General features: G+C 61.9%; 22 protein-coding genes and 1 pseudogene. 14 read left to right on the top strand and 9 right to left on the bottom strand.

From position 1 onward, the window contains the following. Positions 1 to 227 precede the first annotated feature (227 nt). From VFB05_RS18650 to dnaQ, 4 genes are read left to right on the top strand one after another with little or no spacing between them, the layout of a single operon-like run. Positions 228 to 1,064, top strand: a complete 837-nt coding sequence (locus VFB05_RS18650) for a pyruvate, water dikinase regulatory protein (protein ID WP_325014732.1) — start codon at positions 228 to 230, stop codon at positions 1,062 to 1,064. After that, entirely contained in the window at positions 1,061 to 1,669 is a 609-nt protein-coding gene (locus VFB05_RS18655; protein ID WP_325014734.1) for a Maf family nucleotide pyrophosphatase, read from the top strand. Before VFB05_RS18650 ends, VFB05_RS18655 begins: the two co-directional genes overlap by 4 nt. Before the next feature lies 1 nt (position 1,670). Then, positions 1,671 to 2,270: a dephospho-CoA kinase gene (gene coaE / locus VFB05_RS18660; RefSeq protein WP_325014736.1), complete on the top strand. Its 600-nt coding sequence runs from the start codon at positions 1,671 to 1,673 to the stop codon at positions 2,268 to 2,270. A gap of 46 nt (positions 2,271 to 2,316) precedes the next feature. After that, a complete protein-coding gene (dnaQ, locus tag VFB05_RS18665) occupies positions 2,317 to 3,039 on the top strand; it encodes a DNA polymerase III subunit epsilon (RefSeq protein WP_325014738.1) in 723 nt (240 codons plus the stop codon). 18 nt (positions 3,040 to 3,057) lie between these two features. Here dnaQ and secB read toward each other — a convergent pair whose 3' ends face one another. Then, complete coding sequence (secB, locus tag VFB05_RS18670; RefSeq protein WP_325014740.1) at positions 3,058 to 3,549, bottom strand: protein-export chaperone SecB; 492 nt, start codon at positions 3,547 to 3,549, stop codon at positions 3,058 to 3,060. Positions 3,550 to 4,018: 469 nt separating this feature from the next. Here secB and VFB05_RS18675 point away from each other — a divergent pair, with 469 nt between their 5' ends. From VFB05_RS18675 to VFB05_RS18685, 3 genes are all read left to right on the top strand, one after another. Beyond that, on the top strand, positions 4,019 to 4,723 hold the full coding sequence (locus VFB05_RS18675; RefSeq protein ID WP_325014742.1) for a Tim44/TimA family putative adaptor protein: 705 nt from the start codon (positions 4,019 to 4,021) through the stop codon (positions 4,721 to 4,723). A 40-nt stretch (positions 4,724 to 4,763) separates the two neighbouring features. Continuing rightward, on the top strand, positions 4,764 to 6,233 hold the full coding sequence (locus VFB05_RS18680; protein ID WP_325014744.1) for a murein transglycosylase A: 1,470 nt from the start codon (positions 4,764 to 4,766) through the stop codon (positions 6,231 to 6,233). 165 nt (positions 6,234 to 6,398) lie between these two features. Beyond that, the gene (locus tag VFB05_RS18685; protein ID WP_325014746.1) at positions 6,399 to 6,980 is read left to right on the top strand and encodes a Smr/MutS family protein; all 582 of its coding nucleotides are present in this window, start codon (positions 6,399 to 6,401) and stop codon (positions 6,978 to 6,980) included. Positions 6,981 to 6,992: 12 nt separating this feature from the next. Here VFB05_RS18685 and VFB05_RS18690 read toward each other — a convergent pair whose 3' ends face one another. The 5 genes and pseudogenes from VFB05_RS18690 to hslV form a co-directional block, all read right to left on the bottom strand. Next, positions 6,993 to 8,117, bottom strand: a complete 1,125-nt coding sequence (locus VFB05_RS18690; protein ID WP_325014749.1) for a hypothetical protein — start codon at positions 8,115 to 8,117, stop codon at positions 6,993 to 6,995. A gap of 8 nt (positions 8,118 to 8,125) precedes the next feature. After that, the gene (gene hslU, locus VFB05_RS18695; protein ID WP_325014751.1) at positions 8,126 to 9,427 is read right to left on the bottom strand and encodes an ATP-dependent protease ATPase subunit HslU; all 1,302 of its coding nucleotides are present in this window, start codon (positions 9,425 to 9,427) and stop codon (positions 8,126 to 8,128) included. A gap of 49 nt (positions 9,428 to 9,476) precedes the next feature. Next, a pseudogene (locus VFB05_RS18700) lies at positions 9,477 to 10,064 on the bottom strand (DUF2585 domain-containing protein). Beyond that, positions 10,064 to 10,546 (bottom strand): GNAT family N-acetyltransferase, encoded by a 483-nt coding sequence (locus tag VFB05_RS18705; protein WP_325014753.1) that lies wholly within the window; start codon positions 10,544 to 10,546, stop codon positions 10,064 to 10,066. The pseudogene VFB05_RS18700 and the gene VFB05_RS18705 overlap by 1 nt, the downstream one beginning before the upstream one ends. 2 nt (positions 10,547 to 10,548) lie before the next feature. Then, positions 10,549 to 11,109 carry an ATP-dependent protease subunit HslV gene (gene hslV, locus VFB05_RS18710; protein ID WP_325014755.1) on the bottom strand — a complete coding sequence of 187 codons (561 nt, stop codon included), beginning with the start codon at positions 11,107 to 11,109 and terminating at the stop codon, positions 10,549 to 10,551. 388 nt (positions 11,110 to 11,497) lie between these two features. Between hslV and hisB the strand changes: the two genes are divergently transcribed. The 7 genes from hisB (at position 11,498) to coaA (ending at position 16,290) form a co-directional block, all read left to right on the top strand. Further along, positions 11,498 to 12,091 (top strand): imidazoleglycerol-phosphate dehydratase HisB, encoded by a 594-nt coding sequence (gene hisB, locus VFB05_RS18715; protein WP_325014757.1) that lies wholly within the window; start codon positions 11,498 to 11,500, stop codon positions 12,089 to 12,091. Between the two features lie 25 nt (positions 12,092 to 12,116). Next, entirely contained in the window at positions 12,117 to 12,650 is a 534-nt protein-coding gene (locus VFB05_RS18720; protein ID WP_325014760.1) for a DUF2628 domain-containing protein, read from the top strand. Then, positions 12,647 to 13,297 carry an imidazole glycerol phosphate synthase subunit HisH gene (hisH, locus tag VFB05_RS18725; protein WP_325014762.1) on the top strand — a complete coding sequence of 217 codons (651 nt, stop codon included), beginning with the start codon at positions 12,647 to 12,649 and terminating at the stop codon, positions 13,295 to 13,297. The genes VFB05_RS18720 and hisH overlap by 4 nt, the downstream gene beginning before the upstream one ends. Continuing rightward, a complete protein-coding gene (hisA, locus tag VFB05_RS18730) occupies positions 13,294 to 14,034 on the top strand; it encodes a 1-(5-phosphoribosyl)-5-[(5-phosphoribosylamino)methylideneamino]imidazole-4-carboxamide isomerase (protein WP_325014764.1) in 741 nt (246 codons plus the stop codon). Before hisH ends, hisA begins: the two co-directional genes overlap by 4 nt. Positions 14,035 to 14,126: 92 nt before the next feature. Further along, complete coding sequence (gene hisF / locus VFB05_RS18735; protein WP_325014765.1) at positions 14,127 to 14,903, top strand: imidazole glycerol phosphate synthase subunit HisF; 777 nt, start codon at positions 14,127 to 14,129, stop codon at positions 14,901 to 14,903. A gap of 88 nt (positions 14,904 to 14,991) precedes the next feature. Continuing rightward, positions 14,992 to 15,315 carry a phosphoribosyl-ATP diphosphatase gene (locus VFB05_RS18740; protein ID WP_325014991.1) on the top strand — a complete coding sequence of 108 codons (324 nt, stop codon included), beginning with the start codon at positions 14,992 to 14,994 and terminating at the stop codon, positions 15,313 to 15,315. An 18-nt stretch (positions 15,316 to 15,333) separates the two neighbouring features. Further along, the gene (gene coaA / locus VFB05_RS18745) at positions 15,334 to 16,290 is read left to right on the top strand and encodes a type I pantothenate kinase (RefSeq protein WP_325014767.1); all 957 of its coding nucleotides are present in this window, start codon (positions 15,334 to 15,336) and stop codon (positions 16,288 to 16,290) included. A 111-nt stretch (positions 16,291 to 16,401) separates the two neighbouring features. Here coaA and VFB05_RS18750 read toward each other — a convergent pair whose 3' ends face one another. The 3 genes from VFB05_RS18750 to VFB05_RS18760 all read right to left on the bottom strand — a co-directional run bounded on the left by VFB05_RS18750 (position 16,402) and on the right by VFB05_RS18760 (position 20,573). After that, on the bottom strand, positions 16,402 to 17,394 hold the full coding sequence (locus tag VFB05_RS18750; protein ID WP_325014769.1) for an alpha/beta hydrolase: 993 nt from the start codon (positions 17,392 to 17,394) through the stop codon (positions 16,402 to 16,404). A gap of 302 nt (positions 17,395 to 17,696) precedes the next feature. Then, positions 17,697 to 19,940 carry a response regulator gene (locus tag VFB05_RS18755; RefSeq protein ID WP_325014772.1) on the bottom strand — a complete coding sequence of 748 codons (2,244 nt, stop codon included), beginning with the start codon at positions 19,938 to 19,940 and terminating at the stop codon, positions 17,697 to 17,699. Between the two features lie 153 nt (positions 19,941 to 20,093). Next, positions 20,094 to 20,573: a hypothetical protein gene (locus VFB05_RS18760; protein ID WP_325014774.1), complete on the bottom strand. Its 480-nt coding sequence runs from the start codon at positions 20,571 to 20,573 to the stop codon at positions 20,094 to 20,096. Positions 20,574 to 21,230: the final 657 nt, after the last annotated feature.

Consider the following 21,230-nt stretch of genomic DNA (forward strand, 5'->3'; position numbering starts at 1 on the left):
TCCCGCCAATCGCCGTTACGTCCAATGTTTCAATCTCTTGGCAGGCCGTCTCGTCCGTTTATAAAGAGACAAATCCACAAAACCCCACTAACGTCGTCGCGTCGTCATGGAGTTATCCTCGCAGGGAGCCTTGTGAAGAAAAAAGCCGGTTATCCCGGAGGAGGCGAGGCGGCTGCGATTCACTCGGATAAGCTCCACAAGGATTCACAGGTTACACAGGGTTTTTCGTGTCCCCGTCCAGCAACTATTTCCATCTTCATCTGGTGTCCGACTCGACCGGCGAGACATTGATCACCGTGGCGCGCGCGGTCGCCGCGCAATACACCAATGTGACGCCTGTCGAGCATGTCTATCCGCTGGTGCGCAGCCAGAAGCAGCTTGATCGGGTGCTCAGCGAAATCGAGGAAGCACCCGGCATCGTCCTGTTCACGCTGCTGGAGAAGGATCTCGTCTCGAAACTTCAGTCGAAATGCCAGGAAATCAACATTCCGAGCTTGTCGATCATCGGGCCGGTGATGCAACTGTTCCAGGCCTATCTCGGCGCGCCGACCTCGGGGCGGGTAGGGGCCCAGCACACGCTGAACGCCGAATACTTCAAGCGGATCGATGCGCTGAATTACACGATGATGCATGACGACGGTCAGCACGTCGAAGGCCTCGACGAGGCGGACGTGATTCTGGTCGGGGTGTCTCGCACCTCGAAGACGCCGACTTCGATTTATCTCGCCAACCGCGGCATCCGGACCGCCAATGTACCGCTGGTGCCGGGCATTCCTCTCCCGCATCAGCTCGAAGTCCTGACCAAGCCGCTGGTCGTCAGTCTGCACGCCACGCCGGAGCGTCTCATTCAGGTCAGGCAAAATCGATTGCTGAGCATGGGTGATCGCGACAACGACACCTATATCGACCGTCAGGCGGTGGCGGATGAGGTCGCCTTTGCGCGGCGGCTCTCCGCCAGGTTCAACTGGGCGCAGCTTGACGTCACGCGCCGCTCGATCGAGGAAACCGCGGCTGCCGTCATGAAGCTCTTCTCCGACCGGCAAAGGCAGCGGCTGGCCGAATGACACTGTGGCTGGGCAAAGCGCCGTTGATCCTGGCGTCGCAGAGCAAAGCGCGGCAAACCTTGCTGGCCAATGCCGGCTTCGCATTTGAAAGCCAGCCGGCCGATATCGACGAACGCGCGATCCAGCAATCATCTGAACTTTCGGCGCCGGGGGAGGTCGCAAGCTTACTTGCGCGCGAGAAAGCCCGCGCTGTTTCTGCGCGGCGCCCTGGCCAGTATGTCATCGGCGCCGATCAGACGCTGGCGCTGGGAACGCGAATTTTCAACAAGCCCGCGGGGAGGGTGCAGGCGGCCGATCAGCTGCGCGCGCTGTCCGGCCACTGCCATGAATTGCACTCGGCGATTGCGCTCGCTCGCGATGAGAAAATACTGTTCGACCATGTGTCGATTGCTCGTATGACCATGCGTCAGCTCAGCGATGCCGAAATCGACGCCTATCTCGATGAGGCAGGCAGCGCGGTGACGACAAGCGTCGGCGCCTATCAGCTCGAAGGACTTGGTATTCATTTGTTCGAGCGCATCGAGGGCGATCATTTCACCATCCTCGGCCTGCCGTTGTTTCCCCTGCTGGCGTTTCTGCGCAGCCAGCATTTGTTGAGCCTTTAACATGATCGTCCTTGGATTGACCGGTTCGATCGGGATGGGAAAGTCGACGACCGCAAACCTGTTCGCGGAAGCCGGCGTTCCCGTCTATGACGCCGATGCCGCCGTTCATCGGCTGTACGAAGGCGAGGCCGTGGCCGCGATCGAGGCCGCGTTTCCGGGGACGACCGAAAACGGCAAGGTCGATCGCAACAAGCTTTCGGCCCGCGTGGTGCACGATCCTGCCGCCATGCAAAAGCTCGAGGACATCGTTCACCCGATGCTCGGGGCCTCGCGGCAGAAATTTCTTCAGGAGGCGGAACAGTCGGGCGCGCCGGTTGCGCTGGTCGATGTCCCCTTGCTATTCGAGACCGGCGGCGAAAAGCGCGTCGATGCGGTTGTCGTGGTCACCACGACGCCGGAAGTCCAACGCGAGCGCATTTTGGCGCGGCCCAATATGACCGAGGAAAAGCTCGCCGGCATTCTGGCGCGGCAGATGCCCGACGCCGAGAAGAGAAAGCGGGCGCATTTCGTGGTGGATACCTCGCACGGTCTTGATCCCGTCCGCGCGCGAATTCGCGACATTCTGGTCGAGGCTGCTAAATTGCCGCCCGGGCGATCCTGATTCGCCCTCGTCTCTTTCGTCTTTCCTCGTCGGTTCCCTCACTTCCATGCGCGAAATCGTTCTCGATACCGAAACCACCGGCCTTGATCCCTTGCGCGGCGATCGGCTGGTCGAAATCGGCTGTGTCGAGATTTTCAACCGCATGCCGACCGGGCAGACTTTCCATCGCTATTTCAATCCGCAAAGGGACATGCCGGCGGAGGCCTTCGCCGTGCACGGGCTGTCGAGCGAATTTCTGTCCTCAAAGCCGCTGTTCGAGGAAGAGGTCGAGGACTTCCTGGCGTTCATCGCCGACGCGCCGCTCGTCATCCACAATGCCTCGTTCGATGTCAGCTTCATCAATGCAGAACTCGACCGGATCAAGCGGCCTCCGATCCTGCGGGAACGGCTGGTCGATACTCTGCTGCTGGCGCGTCGCAAGCATCCGGGCGTGTCCAATCGCCTCGACGATCTCTGCTCGCGATATTCGATCGATAATTCCCGCCGCACCAAGCATGGCGCGTTGCTCGACGCCGAGCTTCTGGCCGAGGTGTATGTCGATCTGATCGGGGCGCGGCAGTCGCAGCTGATCCTGGCGTCCGAATCGCGCGAAATCCGCGTCGCCGGCGCCGGCGAAATGCCACGGCGGCAGCGCGAGATCCCGCTCGTGCCGCGGATATCAGAGGCCGACCGCGCGGCGCATCGGGAGTTTGTTCTGACGCTTGGCGACAAGCCGATCTGGAACGAGTTCCTGCCGGTTTTGGCTCCGGCCGAAATCAGCCCGGCTTGATCTTCAGCTTGATTTGCCTCAGCTCGGCTTGACCTGGGCGGCCTGCATCTGCGCCGCCTGCCGTTCCATGTTCTGGCGATACAGGCCAACGAAGTCGACGGGATCCAGCATCAAGGGCGGGAAGCCGCCGTCGCGAACGGCGTTAGCGATGATCTCGCGGGCGAACGGAAACAGCAGACGCGGGCATTCGATCATGACCAGCGGATGCAGGTTTTCCTTCGGCACGTTGACGATCCGGAACACGCCGGCATAGACGAGCTCGAAAGAGAACATCACCTTGCCGCCGGTTTCGGCCTTGCCCTCGACCGACAGCGCCACTTCGTAGTCGGTTTCGGCAACGGTATTGGCGTTGACGTTGATCTGGATGTTGATCGCGGGCTGCTGCTGTTGCGGGCTCAGGGAAGCCGGCGCGTTCGGATTTTCGAACGACAGGTCCTTGGTGTATTGCGCCAACACGTTCAGCTGCGGAGGAGGGGCCGCCTCGGGAGGCGTACCATTGCCGTTGGTCATGCGAATCGCTCCTGGAACGGTTTGGCGAGCGGAGCCAATTGTCGCATCCGCGCTCGCCTGAAAGGAAAAAGCCTCGTCGGGGCGAGTGGCTAACATAGCCCTGCCTCGTTCCACAAGGACGACCTCAAGGTGGGTCGCAGACTAAGCTCAATTTTATTTATGACTCCCGCGGAAGGGAACGAGAGGTGCTTCTAAATAATTGAATATGCGCGATTTATAGCCAGTGCGGGGTTTCCTCCCGCCGCCGAAACGCGCTAGAATTCACTTGCTTATCGTTGGCGCGCCGGTGAAAGCCCGGGACAGGCTGGCACGTCATTGATCCGGCAATCTTGCCGGCAGGTGCCATTGGCCGGCCAAGGTTTCGTTCTTACATGCGGCTGACTCGTCCATGATGTAATGTCAGCCCGCTCAAAGGGCACTCTACCGCCGGGTCCACTGCCGGCGCCTAGAATCAGAAAGCGAATTCGACGTGGATATTTATACGATCATCTTCCTGGCGTTGGCCGTGTTCATCTTCCTCCGCTTGCGCAACGTCCTTGGACAGCGCACCGGAAATGAGCGGCCGCCTTACGATCGCGCGGCGCGCAACGTCGTGCAGGGCGCGCCGGAGAGCAATGTCGTTCCGATTCCGGGAACCGTGATCGACCAGACGCCGATGGCGCCGACCGCCGATGTCGCGCCGCCCACCGATCGCTGGAAGGGGATTGCCGAGCCGGGAACGCCGCTCGCCCAGGGTCTCGACGGGATTGCCGCCCAGGATTCGTCGTTCGATCCCCGCCACTTCGTCAGTGGCGCGCGCAGCGCCTATGAAATGATCGTCCTGGCGTTTGCCAATGGCGATCGGCGCGCGCTCAAGGACCTGCTCTCGACCGAGGTCTATGACAGTTTCGACGCCGCGATCAAGGATCGGGAGCGGCAGGAGCGCAAGACCGAGACGCGCTTTGTCTCGATCGACAAGGCTGAAATCGTCGGCGCCGACGCGCGCGACCGCAACGCCCAGCTCACGGTCCGCTTTGTCTCGCAAATGATCTCGGTCACCCGCGACAAGACCGGCGCCATTGTCGACGGCAACCCGGACAAGGTCGCCGATATCACCGATGTCTGGACATTCGCCCGCGATCCGTCTTCGCGCGATCCTAACTGGAAGCTGGTTGGCACGGGTAGCGCTCACTAATCGAAAGTGGCGCATCGTCGCCGCGCTCGGTTTAGTGATTATGGCGCTGCCCCTCATCCCGCTTGCGGCCATGGCTGCGCGCAAGGTGCGTTCATCGCTCGCCGGTCACACTCTTTCGCAAGCCCCAGCGCCGCGACAGATTCCCTATCCGAGGCTTGACTGGCCGCTGGTCGTCCATGGCGGACAATATATGCCGCTTGCCTGGAGCGGCATGGCCGGCTGGGCCAGCGATGATCACGTCGAGGCCTACAAGGCGTTTCGTGTCAGCTGCAAGTCGATAGCCGCGCAACAAAATCCACCCGATGATTCCAAAGCGCTCGGCGCTTCGTTGCGCGAACCCTGCCGGGCCGCCAAGGCAAAGGAGATCACCGACGACGGCAAGGCGCGCGCCTTCTTCGAAAGCAATTTCGTGCCGCTCCAGATATCGCGGCTTGGCGAGGATGCGGGCTTTGTCACCGGCTACTACGAGCCGATCATCGAGGGCTCGCGGACGAAGACGGATGTTTACAACGTGCCGGTCTACCGCCGGCCGTCCAATTTGTTTGTGCGGGGTTTCACGCAGGATTCCCCGAGCCTGCCCAACAAAGGCCAGGTGTTTCGCAAGATCGGACGCCGCAAGCTCGTGCCTTACTACGATCGGGCCGAAATCGAAGATGGCGCAATTGCAGGCCGCGGTCTCGAAATCTGCTGGCTCAAGAATCAAACCGATCTGCTGTTCTCGCAGATCCAGGGATCGGCGCGCGTCCGCCTTCAGGACGGCTCGACCATTCGCATCAACTACGATGCGCACAACGGCTATCCCTATACGGCGGTCGGCCGCATCCTGATCGACCGCGGCATCATTCCGAAAGAACAGATGTCGATGCAAAAGATCAGGGAGTGGATGGAGCAAAATCCAGACGGGGCCAACGAAGTACGGCGACAAAATCGCGCTTATGTATTCTTCCGCGAAGTGCCGCTCTCCAACAAGGACGAAGCGGTCGGCGCGCAAGGCGTGCCGCTGACGCCGGGACGATCGATCGCGGTCGACAATTCGCTCCACGTCTACGGCACGCTGTTTTTCATCGAGGGCGAACTGCCGATCCAGTCGCCGCAGGCGAAAACGCCGTTCCGGCGGCTGATGGTCGCGCAAGATACCGGCTCGGCGATCACCGGGCCTGCGCGCGCCGACATTTATTATGGCGCCGGTCCTGAAGCAGGGCGGATCTCCGGCCGGTTTCGTCACAGCATGCACTTTGTCATGCTGGTGCCGAAGAGCCTTGACCCCGTCGCCCGCGGCCGCAAGATGCCGCTCCCGGACCCGCGTCCGTCGGAGACGATCGCAAAGCTGTTTCCGCAAACGGATCCTTTGGCAGCCAAGCCGAATGAGCCGGCGGACGGTGTAAAGTCAACGGCGGCTCCAACCACCACGGCGCAAGCGGCCGAGAAGGTGCCGTTGCCGGAGGCGCGGCCTGTGATCAAGCCCGGGCGCACGGGCCTTCGCCTTCGTCGTTTTGTCCATCACCGCTAGTGCAGTGGATTTGACATTCGCTACCCGCTAGCCACAAATTCTTAAGCGAATGTCAAATCCGAAACTCCACTAGAAACTTATATTTGCTAGTGGGCCTATGATTTCAACATTCGCAAAAGTGCCTGCCGCGATGGGATGCGAATGTTGAAATCGGACCACTAGACCATGAAACGACCGCCTCCCATCCTTGATCCGCCGCGCCGCAAGCGAATCCTGAGCGAGGAAGAGCACGCGTTGTGGGAGAGTGTCGCAAAGCAAATCAAACCGCTGCGAAAGAAGCATCGTGCTGCCGCGCCGCAGGCCGCCGCCTCAAAGATGGAGTCGCCGGTGGCCGCCAACGCCATGCTGCATCCAAAAGCGGCGCTTCCGGTCGTGGCTCCGGCGTCGAAGAAACCGCTGCCGCCGCCGCTTGCGCCGCTCGGTCGCCGCGAGCGGTCGCAACTGTCGAAAGGCAAGAAGGAGATCGAAGCCCGTCTCGATCTTCACGGCATGACGCAGGCGAGAGCGCATCGCGCATTGTCGGGATTTCTGCACCGGGCGCATGGCGATGGCTTGACCTTCGTGCTTGTGATCACCGGCAAGGGCAAGGTCGGCACTCCGTCGGAGCGCGGCGTGCTTCGCCGCCAGGTGCCGCAATGGCTGAGCCAGCCGGAATTTCGAACGCTCGTTGTCGGCTTTGAAGAGGCGCATATCGGCCATGGCGGCGAGGGCGCACTCTACGTGCGCATCCGGCGATCGCGGATTTAAATCCGATCGAAATCAGAACGGCCGGATCACGCCGACGCGCGGGATTAGCGTCACGATCCAGCCGAAGATATTGGGCTTTCGGTCGGCGCCTTTGATGGGCAGAACGGCTTGCGCGGATGGCAGCGTCTTGATTGCGTGCAGGATCAGGAACAGGCACACCGCCCAGTTCGAAATCCACCTGGAATAGTCGAACACGATCGCAAACATGATCAGGTAACCCATGGTCACGCCGGCGATGCTGACGACAACGATGCGGCGATGGGTATCATCCGTAAGCGAGCGAACCAGATCGGCAAAATATCGCCAGAGCGGCGTGTGCAGCCAGATCAACAACGCAAAGACAGGCAGGCCGAGAAGATTCGACGGCAGCCGCGCCCAGGTATCGCTGATTTCCTTCGCAAGCGGCTGGTACCAGATGTAGCTGAAGCCCAAGAGGTCGGTGCGAGACGGGTCGGCCATCCGCGTCTTCAGATAGGCGACGAATTCAGCTTCGGGGATCGGCATCGTCCCCAAAAACTGCAGCACGAAAAAGAGCGCGCCGAGCGCAAGGATCGAGATCGTTCCCACGATGAGGTTCGAGCGATCGAACCCGACTGCCAGATAATGCCGGAGCAGGGCGATCACGGCGATGGTTGGCACATACATCAGAAGATGGATGTGGTGGATCAGGATCAGGACGATTGAAAAGGCCGCGGCCAGCAGCACATAGCCAATCGATCGTGCAGGGATGAGCAGCAAGACGATCGCGAACAGGCATCCGTAGATGTCGAAATGCCCGAGCGTGTGCATGAAATTCTTCAGAAAGAACGGCGAGCCCGCGATGAAGACGAACAGCGGCAGATGAGCATCGTCGAAACCGAATGTGCGCCGGAACAGTTTGACGAAAAGTCCGGCGGTGACGAGCCAGGTCGCGGCGCCGAGCGCGAACACCAGCCACACCGGCACCTTCTGGGCAAAGAGCGCGACAATCGCACCGATCAGCGCGCGTTTGACGAACCCGAAATGGTAGTCGACGAGAAGATGGATGTAGGGGACGTAAGGCGGCAGCAGGATCTTATGGATCAACACCCCTGATATCACCGCGGCGTTGACGACAAGCATCAAGCGCCAGGGATTTTGCCGGGTGAGCCAATTCATCCGTGAGACTACAGAATGAACCGGCTTAGATCGGCATTCTTGGCGAGGTCGCCGACATGCTTCTGGACGTAGTCCGCATCGATCCGGACCGTTTCGCCGTGACGATCGGGCGCGGCAAAGGAAATGTCGTCGAGCACGCGCTCCATCACGGTTTGCAAACGTCGCGCGCCGATATTCTCCACCGTCGAATTGACGGCAACCGCGATATCGGCGAGCGCGTCGATCGCGCTGTCGGTGATGTCGAGCGTCACGCCTTCGGTCTGCATCAGCGCGACATACTGCTTGATCAGCGAGGCCTCCGGCTCGGTCAGGATCCGCCGCATGTCGTCGCGGCTGAGCGCCTCGAGCTCGACGCGAATCGGCAGGCGTCCCTGCAACTCCGGCAACAGGTCCGAGGGCTTGGCGATATGAAACGCGCCGGACGCGATGAACAGGATATGATCGGTTTTCACCGCGCCGTGCTTGGTCGAAACCGTCGTGCCTTCGATCAGCGGCAACAGGTCGCGCTGCACGCCTTCGCGCGATACTTCGCCGCCGACGCGGCCATCGCGCACGCAGATCTTGTCGATCTCGTCCAGGAAGACGATGCCGTTGCTTTCGACCGCCGCGATCGCCTCGAGCACGAGCTGATCGCTATCCAGCAGCTTGTCCGCTTCTTCATTGACGAGAATTTCGTGCGAACCCTCGACCGTCAGCCGCCGCGTCTTGGTGCGGCCGCCCAGCTTGCCGAAGATATCGCCGATCGAGATCGCGCCCATCTGCGCGCCAGGCATGCCCGGGATTTCGAACATCGGCATGCCGCCGGACGCCTGCGTCTCGATCTCGATTTCCTTGTCGTTGAGTTCGCCGGCGCGCAGCTTTTTACGAAAAGAGTCCCGCGTCGCGGCGCTGGAACTGGCGCCGACCAGCGCATCCAGCACGCGTTCCTCGGCCGCGAGTTGCGCGCGCGCCTGCACATCCTTGCGCTTGCGCTCACGGGTTTGCGCGATCGCGACCTCAACGAGATCGCGGACGATCTGTTCGACATCGCGGCCGACATAGCCGACCTCGGTGAACTTCGTAGCCTCGACCTTGAGGAAAGGCGCGCCCGCGAGCTTCGCCAGCCGTCGCGCGATCTCGGTCTTGCCGACGCCGGTCGGTCCGATCATGAGAATGTTTTTCGGCAGCACTTCCTCGCGCAAGCCCTCGGCGAGCTGCAGGCGACGCCATCGATTGCGCAGCGCGATCGATACCGCTCGTTTGGCGTCGGTCTGGCCGACGATGAAGCGGTCGAGTTCGGAGACGATTTCGCGGGGGGAAAAGTCGGTCATGAGGCTCTAGCTAGGATCGGAATCTGGTGGGGGCAAGCGATTTTACGTCTCAGATGAGGGGAGGGCCGGCTTGCCATTGCCGGATCGCCTCGAACGGGTGGATCAGCATGATGATATTCAGCGTCAGATTGTCGCGAATGTGAAGACCGACCAGAATTTCTAAGCTGGCCGCCAGCAGGACGGTTACCCAGACGGGGAAGTTCCTCGCCAGCAGAAAGCCGGCCACCATAAAAAGGGTGTCCGAGACGGAATTGACGATGCTGTCGCCGAAATAGTCGAGCGAGATGGTGGCGCTGCGATAGCGCTCGATGATCCAGTTCGAGTTCTCAACCAGCTCCCAGCCGATTTCGATCATCATGGCCATGGTCAGCCGCGCCGGCCAGGGCAGTTTCGAAAACAGCATCTAGGTTACGGCATAGAACAGGAAGCCATGGATGATATGGGAGAACGAATACCAATCCGCGATGTGTTGCGAGTTCTCGGAGCTCTGAACGACGCCATGCCACAGCTTGACATAGCCGCAGGTGCAGATCGGTACGCGGCCCATGGCCAACAGCAACGCCGCCTGAGCGGCAAGCAGGCCTGTCGCGATCAGGAGCCAGCTCAGGGAAGACCGTGAAAGCAAGCGCGCTGGCATCAGGGATCACGGATCATCAGTAGCGCCGTTCCGTCGGGCGTCTCGACAAGGCGGTCGCGGCGAAACCCGGCCTTTTCGTAGGCCTGGATTGCCCGTGCGTTGTCGGGATCAGGATCAGTGACGACACGCGGCGTTCCGTTCGCGAGCAACCGGTCGGCAAAGGCGCGAACGAAGGCCGAGCCATGGCCGCGTCCAATCATGCCGGCTTCGCCGATGAATTGATCGAGCCCGCGGGTGCCGTCGGGCTGTGGGCCGAAACCGCAATTCCAGGCGCTTAAGGCGTAGCACTGCAAGTAAGCGAATTCCTGTCCGTCCACCGCGACGATGAACTGCGCCATATCGGGATGGCCGAGGTCGCCGCTCACGAGTTCGAACTGCTCGGCCGGGTCGTGCCACCATTCACGGACGTGCGGCGTTTCCAGCCATCGTTTGATGACTGGGAGGTCACCGGACGACATCGGGCGGAACGCATAATCCGCCATGCCTACCCGCCTTGCAGCGTCTCGATGGTGACGTTGCGGTTGGTGTAGACACAAATGTCGGCCGCGATATCGAGCGCCCGGCGCACGATCGTCTCGGCGTCCTTGTCGGTCTCGACCAGCGCGCGCGCAGCCGCCAGCGCATAATTGCCGCCCGAGCCGATCGCCATCACGCCGCCTTCCGGCTCCAGCACGTCGCCGGTTCCGGTCAGGACCAGCGAAACGTCCTTGTCGGCGACGATCATCATCGCTTCCAGGCGCCGCAAATAACGGTCGGTCCGCCAGTCCTTGGCAAGTTCGACCGCGGCGCGAGTTAATTGTCCCGGATATTGCTCGAGCTTGGCTTCCAGCCGCTCGAACAGCGTGAAGGCATCGGCGGTGGCGCCGGCAAAGCCGCCGATCACCTCGCCCTTGCCGAGTTTGCGGACCTTCTTGGCGTTGGACTTGATCACGGTCTGGCCGATCGAGACCTGGCCGTCGCCGCCGACCACGACCTTGCCGCCCTTGCGGACCGTCAGAATGGTGGTGCCGTGCCAAACCGGCGTATTTGGGGCTGCTGAATGCATGGAATACCTCATAACCAGTGGAGTGGATTTGACATTCGCGCCCACCCGGCCGCGAATGCGTTAAGCGAATGTCAAATCCGAAACTCCACTAGAAACCCATATATTTGCTGGTGGTCCGATGCTTCCGACAGAGCCTGCCGCAACGGGATGCGAATGTCAGAAGCGGACCACCAGGCCATTTAGGGCTAGCCGCACGCCGTTACAACGGAGGCCGCTCGACCAGGTCACTTTTTGACGGGGCGGGGAGCGCGGATTCCGGTCACCATAGGCCGAATTCGCACCCCCAAAACGGTGTCCTGCGGTAGCGAAGCGCAAGGGGGCCTGTTAAAAGGCGGCCTGTCAAAGAACCGCGTTTTCGGCCAATGGGTTGGTCTGGAGAGAAAGCCTCATGCGCAGCGCCACCATCAAGCGCAAGACGAAAGAGACCGACATCGAGGTGACCGTCAACCTCGATGGCACGGGCGCGTCCAATGTCGCGACCGGGATCGGCTTCTTCGACCATATGCTTGACTTGCTGGCCCGCCATTCCCGCATCGACATTACGGTGAAAGCGGCGGGCGATCTCCATGTCGATCACCACCACACCACCGAAGATGTCGGCATTGCGCTCGGTCAGGCGGTGAAGCAGGCGCTCGGAACCATGGCCGGCATCACGCGCTATGCCAGCGTCCACATGCCGATGGACGAAACGCTGTCTCGCGTGGTGATCGATATTTCCGGCCGGCCGGTCCTGGTGTTCAAGGCCGAGTTTCCCCGCGACAAGGTCGGCCAGTTCGACACCGAGCTGGTACGCGAATGGTTCAACGCCTTTGCGATGAATGCCGGGGTGACTTTGCACGTCGAAACCCTATATGGCGAGAATAGCCATCATATTGCCGAGTCCTGTTTCAAGGGCTTGGCGCGGGCGCTGCGGTTGGCGATAGCCATCGATCCGCGCGCCGCGGGTGAGGTGCCATCCACCAAGGGTCAGCTCGGCGGCTGATCCCGCTTTTCAGGCGGAGAGTAAGATGCCGGTCTATACCGTTCATGCCCCCGTGGCGAACAATATGGATTTTCGCGCCACCGATCGCTTTGCCTTCGTGCGCGACGGCTTTCACGTGTGGGCCGCGATCTTCGGCGTGATCTGGCTTGCGTGGCATCGTCTCTGGCTGGCGCTGATCGGCTGGATCGTGCTGATGGCGGTGATCGATATTGCCTTCGTCAAGCTTGGCGTCGGGGGCGGAATTGTCTTTCTCGTCGATGCCCTGCTCGCGTTGCTCCTGGGCTTTGAGGCCGCAAGCCTTAAGCGCTGGACGTTGTCGCGGCGCAGATGGCGGCAACTTGACATCGTGGTCGCGGACGACGAGGAGGCTGCCGAACGCCGCTTCTTCGATCGCTGGACTGCAAGGCAAAATATGACGAGCAACGACCAGCTGGCAGTTGATCGCGGTGCGCCGCCGCCGACGCGGGACATTCCCGGACAGGCCTTTTCAAGGCCTCCGTCACCGCCACGCGATGACGACATCATTGGCCTGTTTCCGGAACCGGGAGCGCCACGATGAGTGTTGCGATCATCGATTACGGCTCCGGCAACCTGCACTCGGCGGCGAAAGCTTTCGAGCGTGCCAGCCGCAGCATGGAGAATCCCGACAAGATCGTTGTCACGCGCGATCCGGACGCAGTCTATCGCGCCGATCGCATCGTGCTGCCCGGCGTCGGCGCATTCGCAGATTGCCGCCACGGCCTCGATGCAGTGAACGGCATGGTCGATGCGCTGACCGAGGCCGTACGCAACAAGGCGCGGCCGTTTTTCGGCATTTGCGTCGGCATGCAATTGATGGCGACGCAGGGCAAAGAATACGTCACGACGAAGGGCTTCGACTGGATTGCGGGCGATGTCGAAAAGATTTCGCCGCGCGACGAAAACCTGAAGATCCCGCACATGGGATGGAATACGCTCGACGTGCTGCGCGAGCACCCGGTGCTGGAGCGTTTGCCGCTGGGGCCAAAGGGCCGGCATGCCTATTTCGTGCACTCCTATCACCTCAACGCCGCCAATGAGGCGGATGTGCTGGCGCGCGCCGACTATGGCGGGCCGGTCACGGCGATCGTTGCGCGCGACACCGCCATCGGCACGCAATTCCACCCCGAAAAGAGCCAGCGTTTCGGGCTCGCTCTGATTTCGAACTTCTTGAAGTGGAAGCCGTGATTCTTTTTCCCGCCATTGACCTGAAGAACGGGCAGTGCGTGCGCCTCGAGCAAGGCGACATGGCGCGCGCTACTGTCTTCAATCTCGATCCGGCGGCGCAGGCCACAAGCTTTGCCGCGCAGGGTTTCGAATATCTCCACGTCGTCGATCTCGACGGCGCCTTTGCCGGCAAGCCGGTGAATGCGCATGCGGTCGAAGCCATGCTCGCGAACATCACCATGCCGGTGCAGCTTGGCGGCGGCATCCGCGATCTGAAGACGGTTGAGGCCTGGCTCTCAAAGGGCATTACACGTGTCATCATCGGCACCGCGGCGGTGCGCGATCCTGAACTCGTCAAGAGCGCCGCGAAGAAATTTCCGGGCTGCGTTGCTGTCGGTCTCGACGCGCGCGACGGCAAGGTCGCGGTCGAAGGCTGGGCGGAGACGTCGGAAGTCACCGCGCTCGATATCGCGCAGCGTTTCGAGGATGCCGGGGTTGCCGCGATCATCTTTACCGACATCGCGCGCGACGGCCTGCTGAAGGGCCTCAATCTTGAGGCCACGATCGCGCTTGCCGATCGCATTTCCATTCCCGTCATCGCCTCCGGTGGATTTGCCTCGATCGACGATGTGGAGGCGCTGCTCGACCCGCGGGCCAAGAAGCTCGCCGGCGCCATCGTCGGCCGCGCGCTCTATGACGGCCGCCTCGATCCGGCCGCGGCGCTGAAGCTGATCCGCAGCGCGCGGGCGATCGCATGATCCGGAAAAGTGGGAACCGGTTTTCCCTCGCGACAAACGCAAAATGCGTTTGCGCGGAGATCATGCGCAGGAAAAAGACGTAGGAGATTCCGATGTTCAAGGTCCGCGTCATTCCCTGTCTCGACGTGAAAGACGGCCGCGTAGTCAAGGGCGTCAACTTCGTCGACCTGCGCGATGCTGGCGACCCCGTCGAGGCAGCAATCGCCTATGACGCCGCCGGTGCCGACGAGCTTTGCTTTCTCGACATCACCGCGACCCACGAGAACCGCGGCATCATGCTGGACGTGGTGCGGCGCACGGCGGAAGCCTGCTTCATGCCGCTCACGGTCGGCGGCGGCGTGCGCAAAGTCGACGATATCAACACGCTGTTGCGGTCGGGGGCCGACAAGGTCTCGATCAACTCCGCCGCCGTCAGCCGGCGGGAATTCGTCAAGGAAGCTGCCGAAAAATTTGGCGACCAGTGCATCGTGGTCGCCATCGACGCCAAGCGGGTGAAACGCCCCGGCGGCTCAGACCGCTGGGAGATCTTCACCCATGGCGGGCGCAACGCTACTGGAATCGACGCCATCGAATATGCGCAGGAAGTCGTGTCGCTCGGCGCCGGCGAAATCCTCCTGACCTCGATGGACCGCGACGGCACCAAGCAGGGCTTCGACCTTCCGCTGACCCAGGCGATTGCCGACAGCGTTGGCGTGCCGGTGATCGCCTCCGGCGGGGTCGGCAATCTCGACCATCTGGTCGACGGCATCCGCGAGGGGCACGCGACCGCGGTGCTGGCGGCCTCGATCTTCCATTTTGGCGAATTTACCATTCGGCAGGCCAAGGACCACATGGCCCGCGCCGGCTTGGCCATGCGGCTCGATCCCTGACGACTCTTTGTGACAGAAGTGCTACATGTCGGGATCGTTGGCGCTCGTGACAGCGGGCGCCTGTAATTTTGAAGTCGAGTTCGAAGTGATGTCGCGTTTTTCGCTCCACGATCTTGCCGGCATTATCGACGCGCGCGCCGCGTCGGGTGGCGAGGCCTCGTATACTCGCAAGCTGCTGGACAAGGGACCGGAGCATTGCGCCAAGAAGTTCGGCGAGGAGGCGGTGGAAACCCTGATCGCCGCTGTCGGCACCAACCGCGACCATCTGATCGCGGAAAGCGCGGACGCGTTGTTTCATCTGCTGGTGCTGCTGAAGTCGCGTGGCGTTCGGCTTGAGGAAGTCGAGGCGGCGTTGGAAGGCCGCACCGGCATGTCGGGGCTTGAAGAGAAGGCCGCGCGCAAGCGTGACTAGAGCTGGATAATAGGCGTCATGGATATCAGGGCACCGGATCAGCAATATAACCCTTATCGGATCTTTACCCGGGAGCAGTGGGCGCGCCTTCGCGACGACACCCCGATGACGCTGGAGCCGGGCGAGTTCGAACGCTTGCGCTCGCTGCACGATCGCCTCGACCTCAAGGAAGTCGAAGACATTTACCTTCCGCTGTCGCGCCTGTTGTCGATCTATGTCGACGCCACGACTCGCCTGTTTCAGGCACAGCGCCAGTTTCTTGGCATCCGCGACCGCAAGGTGCCGTACATCATCGGCATTGCCGGCTCGGTTGCCGGCGGCAAGTCGACCACGGCACGCGTGCTTCAGGCTCTGCTGGCTCGATGGTCGCCGCGGCCCAAGGTTGATCTCGTGACAACCGATGGCTTCCTTTATCCGAACGCGGTGCTCGAACGGTTGGGTTTGATACAGAAGAAGGGTTTCCCGGCGAGCTACGACCAGGCCTTGTTGTTGTCGTTCCTCAGCGACATCAAGGCCGGACGCAGAGGGGTACGCGCGCCGGTCTATTCGCATTTGAGCTGGGACATCGTTCCAAACCAATGGCAAGAGGTCGGCCAGCCCGACATCCTGATCGTCGAAGGCGTCAATGTGTTGCAGACCGGACGGCTGCCGCGCGACGGCAAGGCCGTGCCTGTCGTCTCCGACTTCTTCGATTTCTCCATTTATATCGATGCGGAAGAGCCGGTGCTGCGCGACTGGTACATCCGTCGCTTCCTGACCCTGCGCGATACCGCCTTCCACGATCCCAAGTCTTATTTCCACCGCTACGCGCTATTGTCCGACGACGAAGCCACGGCGACCGCGATTGCGATCTGGGAACGCACCAACCTCGCCAATCTCGAAGACAACATCCTGCCGACACGCCCGCGCGCGACGCTGATCCTCAAGAAGGGCGCCGACCACGTGGTCGAGACCGTGGCGCTGCGCCGGCTCTGACATAATCTTCTTTGAAGCATGATCTCCGCGCAAACGCCTGCGCGTTTGTCGCGAGGGAAAACCGGTTCCCACTTTGCGCTAACGCGGCCGTACCGGTCCGGATCATGCGTGTCACTTCAGCGCCAGCGGCCGTTCCTCGTCGAGGAAACCCATCAGCTCGTGGAAGAACTGCATGCGGTTCTTTTCCATCATCACCGTATGCGTCCCCTCGGAAAGCTCGATCAGCCGCTTGTAGGGCGTATGCGTGAGCTGCGCGAAATAGCCCTGCGCCTGATAGCTCGGCAGATCCGCATCCCATTCGGCGTGCAATAGCAGCGTCGGCACCGTGATCTTGCCGGGGTCGTAGAGCGCCTTGCCGGCGCCGTAGGTGTTCGCACTGTCCTCCATCACGCCGTTCGGCGCGCGCAGCATCGGCGGATTGTGTTTAGACGCCTCGGGATCGGTCGCCCACGTCGCGGACGCCCAGGCCTCGAACACGCCGGGCGGGATCAAGCCGGCCTGCTTGTCTTCGGCGACGCCCTTCAGCCAGCGCGCTTTCGCGGAATCCTTCGACACCAGCCGGTAGGCGCCGAGCGGCGTTGTGGGTGGCGCGGCCGGTTCGTTGCGAATCCATTGCGGCGCGTACAGTACAAGCTTCTCGACCTTGTCATTGTGTTCTGACGTGTAGGAGCCGGCGATCGATGTGCCCCATGACCAGCCCATGACATTGATCTTCGCTACCTTGCGCTTGTTCAGGATGTAGTCGACCGCCGCGCCAAGATCGTGGGCGGCAACCTTCGTCGACACGATCGGCTTGTTGGCCTCCGGCGGCTGGCTCATCTCAGCAGGCCGGGTCGAATGGCCGTAGCCGCGGACGTCGACAAGGTAGACGTCGTAACCACGGCTTGCGATCAAATCCATCATCGACACGCCTTCGATCGGCAGGTCGAACGCCGTCTCGGCCGGATAGGTCGCGCCATGCACGAACAGCAAGATCTTGTCCGGCGAGCTCTCGCGGCCGGCGAGATGCTTGTTGCGCACGAACAGCTCGATGCCGGGATCGCCCGACGGAATCATGGTGTCAGAGGTGTCGAACTTGGGTTCTTCGGCGTTTGCCCGAGGCAAAAAAGAAATGCTGGCCAGCAACGCTGACGCCAACAAAGAAGAAACCTGCAAAACCTTGGCGCGCATCGAATGCCTCCCATGCCTTTTTTGTTGGCGGTGATGCTCGATGGAATCGGCCGCCGCTGTCAAGACTGGTAGAAGCAACCGTGCTTTGCGCCGGGCGTCGTCATTGCGAGGAGCTCGCGACAAAATTGCAAAGCAATTTTGCGCTGAAGCGACGAAGCAATCCAGTCCGCCTCGGGCAAGAGTTCTGGATTGCTTCGCTCACGCTCGCAATGACGGCACTGGTCCGATGTCGCGCCTTAAGTAACCGGATGTGGCGTCGCGCCAAGTCCGGCGAGGGCTTCCGCGAGCTTGTCGCGGTCGAGCGGCTTGACCAGGAAGCCGTCCATGCCCGCCTCGAAACAGGCATAGCGATCCTCAACCAGCGTATTTGCAGTCAGCGCCAGGATCGGCGTTCGCTTGTGACCTTGCGCGGCTTCATGGCTGCGGATGCGTTTGGTGGTCTCGATGCCATCGAGGCCCGGCATCTGGATATCCATCAGCACCAGGTCGTAAGGCGTGCCAGCGGATTTCGCCGCAAGCCAGGATTCCAGCGCCTCCTCGCCATTGGTGGTGATGACCGCCTGATGTCCGAGCCGGGTCAGCAGCGAGCGCATCAGCAGCGCATTGATCTCGTTGTCCTCCGCCACCAGCACCGACAGGCCCCGTGGCGTGATGGCCGGTGCCGCCGTCTCGGTCTGTCCGGTCAGCGCGTCGTCGACGAGGTGAGGTGCGGAAATTTCCGGCGGGCCGGCGAGGCGGGCCGCGAGCGAGGCCGCGCGTAAGGGCTTGACCAGATAGCCGGTCAAGCTCGATGCGGCCGAGAATTGCAGTTCCTGCCGCGATGCCGGCGTGAACATGACGATGCGCTGGGACACGTAGGACCGAGCTGCTGTTGCCAGCGCCTCGACTTTGCCGATGCCGAGGCCGTGATCGAGCAGAACGGCGTGCCAGCTTCGCTCGGGCAGCAATGCCTGCGCCACGTCGGGATCGGAAACGACGCAGGTCTGGCCGCCCCAGCGCTCCAGCCGCCGCGCGATCAGCGAGGCCTCGATGCTCTGCGGCGCCACCAGCATCACCGACCGTCCGGCAAGGTCGGGCGTGGGGAATGGCTGCGGCGCATGTTGGCTGGCCGCCAGCCGAATGCTGACCTCGAAGGTCGACCCCTTGCCGGGCTCGCTCTGAAGCGTGATGCGGCCGCCCATGCGCTTGACGATGCGCTCGGAAATGGAGAGGCCCAATCCAGTGCCGCCATAGCTGCGGGCAATCTTGTCGTCGGCCTGTTCGAATTCGCGGAAGATGCGCACCTGCGCTTCCGGCGCGATGCCGATGCCGGTGTCGCGCACGATGAAGGAGATCTCATCCGGCCAGATGCCGGGCTCGACGATCAGCGCCACGCCGCCCGTCGTCGTGAACTTGATGGCATTGCCGGCGAGGTTGAGCAGCACCTGCCGCAAGCGCGCGGCATCGCCGATCACCTCGGTCGGCAGGCTGTCGTCGACGTAAGCGGCGATTTCAAGCTTGCGCGCCTGCGCGCGCGGCGCCAGCAGCTCGGTGATGTCTTCGATCAGGCTTTGCAGCGCGAAGGGCCGCGATTCCAGGTCGATCTTGCCGGCCTCGATCTTGGAGTAGTCGAGCAATTCCTCGATCAGCGCGAGCAGCGCATCGCCCGACGTCTTCACCGCCTTGGCGTAGGTCATCTGCTCGGGTGTCAGCGCGGTGTCGAGCAACAGGCTGCTCATGCCGATGATGCCATTGAGCGGCGTGCGTATCTCGTGGCTCGCCATCGCGAGGAAGCGCGACTTGGCGCGGTTGGCGGCGTCGGCCTGGTCGCGTGCCTCGGCCAGCGCACGCTCGGTTTCGGTGCGGTCGGTGACGTCGCGCCCGACGCATTGCAATTCGGCGGGCGCCCCGGCATCGAAGCGAACCAGCGCTTCGCGCCATGCGATCCAGCGCGGACCGAGTTCGGTTTCGATTCGCTGGTCATGAATTCGCGTGCCGTTCGATTCGATGGCGCTTTCGCCCTGCTCGAGCACGCTAAACTGAAAGCGGCTGCCGATCAGCGCGGCGCGCTGTTTTCGGGCCAGCTCGCAATAGGCGTCGTTGACAAAGGTGATGCTGTCGTCGGCGTCGCGCAGCACGATCAGATCGCCTTGCTGCTCGAACAGGCTGCGCGCGCGATCGGCGGCTTCCTGCAATTCCCAATTGCGATCGGCCATCGCTTCGTTATGCAGCGCGATCTTGCGCATCTTCTTGCGCAAAAAGCGCAAGCGCATGCTCAGCGTCACCAGCGCAAGGCAGGCCAGCGCAAACAGGAAACTGGCGCCGATCGCGAAATTGTTGGGATCGTAGCCCGAATTTTGTGACCGGCTGCCGGCGATGAAGCCGTAGGCGCCGCCGAAGGTGGCGGAGAAGATCGCAAACGAACGAATGGAAAATGCAATGCGCGGATGACGTCGCGAGAAGCGGCGCAGGTGCAATTTGATCCGGATCATCCGCCCCATCGCCGATCACCTGAAGATTATGCAACGTCTTGTTGGTTCACGAAGATGCCGCCCACCACCTTGCGAAGTGCTTGAAGGCGCGCGGGTTCCGCCCGTGCGTTACGAACATGGTTGATGACGAGTTACGCGCGCTCCGCGGGCTCCCTGGCGCGGTCAGAGCGAAGCGGCTTCCTGCGGTCGGCCCGAAATGCCGGCACCGACGACCAGCGCGGCGGCATCGCGCTGGCTGAAATTGTTCGAGCGGACGAAGATCCGATAGTCGGCGGGGCCGTCATGCGTCAGATAGATGACGGGCGTGCCGCGCTCCACCATGTCCGAAATCGACACCGCGCGTGTAGCGGGGTTGAGCTCGCAGGCGCTGGCGTCTGCGGCATTGTTGTCGTCGACGATCGCGAAGTCGGCCGTCTGCGCGTCTTCGGTGATCTGCACCCGCACCGTCGCGGCCGCGGGATCGTCCGTGAAGGCGACATGGAGGTCGGCGTGCCAGGGCAGCTCGGCGATTTCGACCGAGGTATTGGCGATCGCGATGCAGGGGTGCGCGCTGGATAACAGATTGCCGCGCACGAGCAGCGCGACGAGAGCCAGGGGAACAACCGAGGCAAGGACTTTCAAACGCACGTTCAAACGCAACATGGATACGCCCCTACGCACCGTGTCCCCCGATGGCCGGAGGATTCATGGTTCGTGAAGCGTAAATAAAACAGGTTACCGCCGGGTTGACGGCGGTGGCTGTCGCGCGCGGTTCCCGCGGTCACATCGATTCACATGTCAAACAGCCCACACCGTCATCGCGAGCGTTAGCGAAGCGATCCAGAAGAGCTGGATTGCTTCCGCCTTCGCGCTGATGCGCTTCGGCGGTCTCCTACCCGGCGAAGCTCGCCTGCCGAGCGAAGACGGGTCGTCGCTCCAGCGCAAAATTGCTCCGCAATTTTGTCGCAGGGCTCCTCGCAATGACGCAAGGAAATATTCCCGCGCGGCAAATCGCCTCCGGGTTATTGCAAACATGCCCCCGAAATCAGAGGGCGCAGGGAATGCCGGGCGTTTGGCTCGCCCGCAGCCTCGCACGCAAAAGAAAAAAGCGTACGAGTTAGTCACCGCGAGTTCGCCGATAACGTTCCGGCATTCCCCGCGCAATGGTTTTAACGGTTTCCTTCGTGGTCTCCCTGGTGATCGGGCTTTCTTGCCACCATCCCCGGTGCGCCGCGCAAGCAGCGTCACCAGGTTGATACCAGCGTCGAGATATCAGGACGCCACGACTTCGCCGTCCGCGCCGCGCGCACTCGTCTCGTG

The organism is Bradyrhizobium sp. (genome assembly GCF_035652035.1).
Classification (GTDB): domain Bacteria; phylum Pseudomonadota; class Alphaproteobacteria; order Rhizobiales; family Xanthobacteraceae; genus Bradyrhizobium.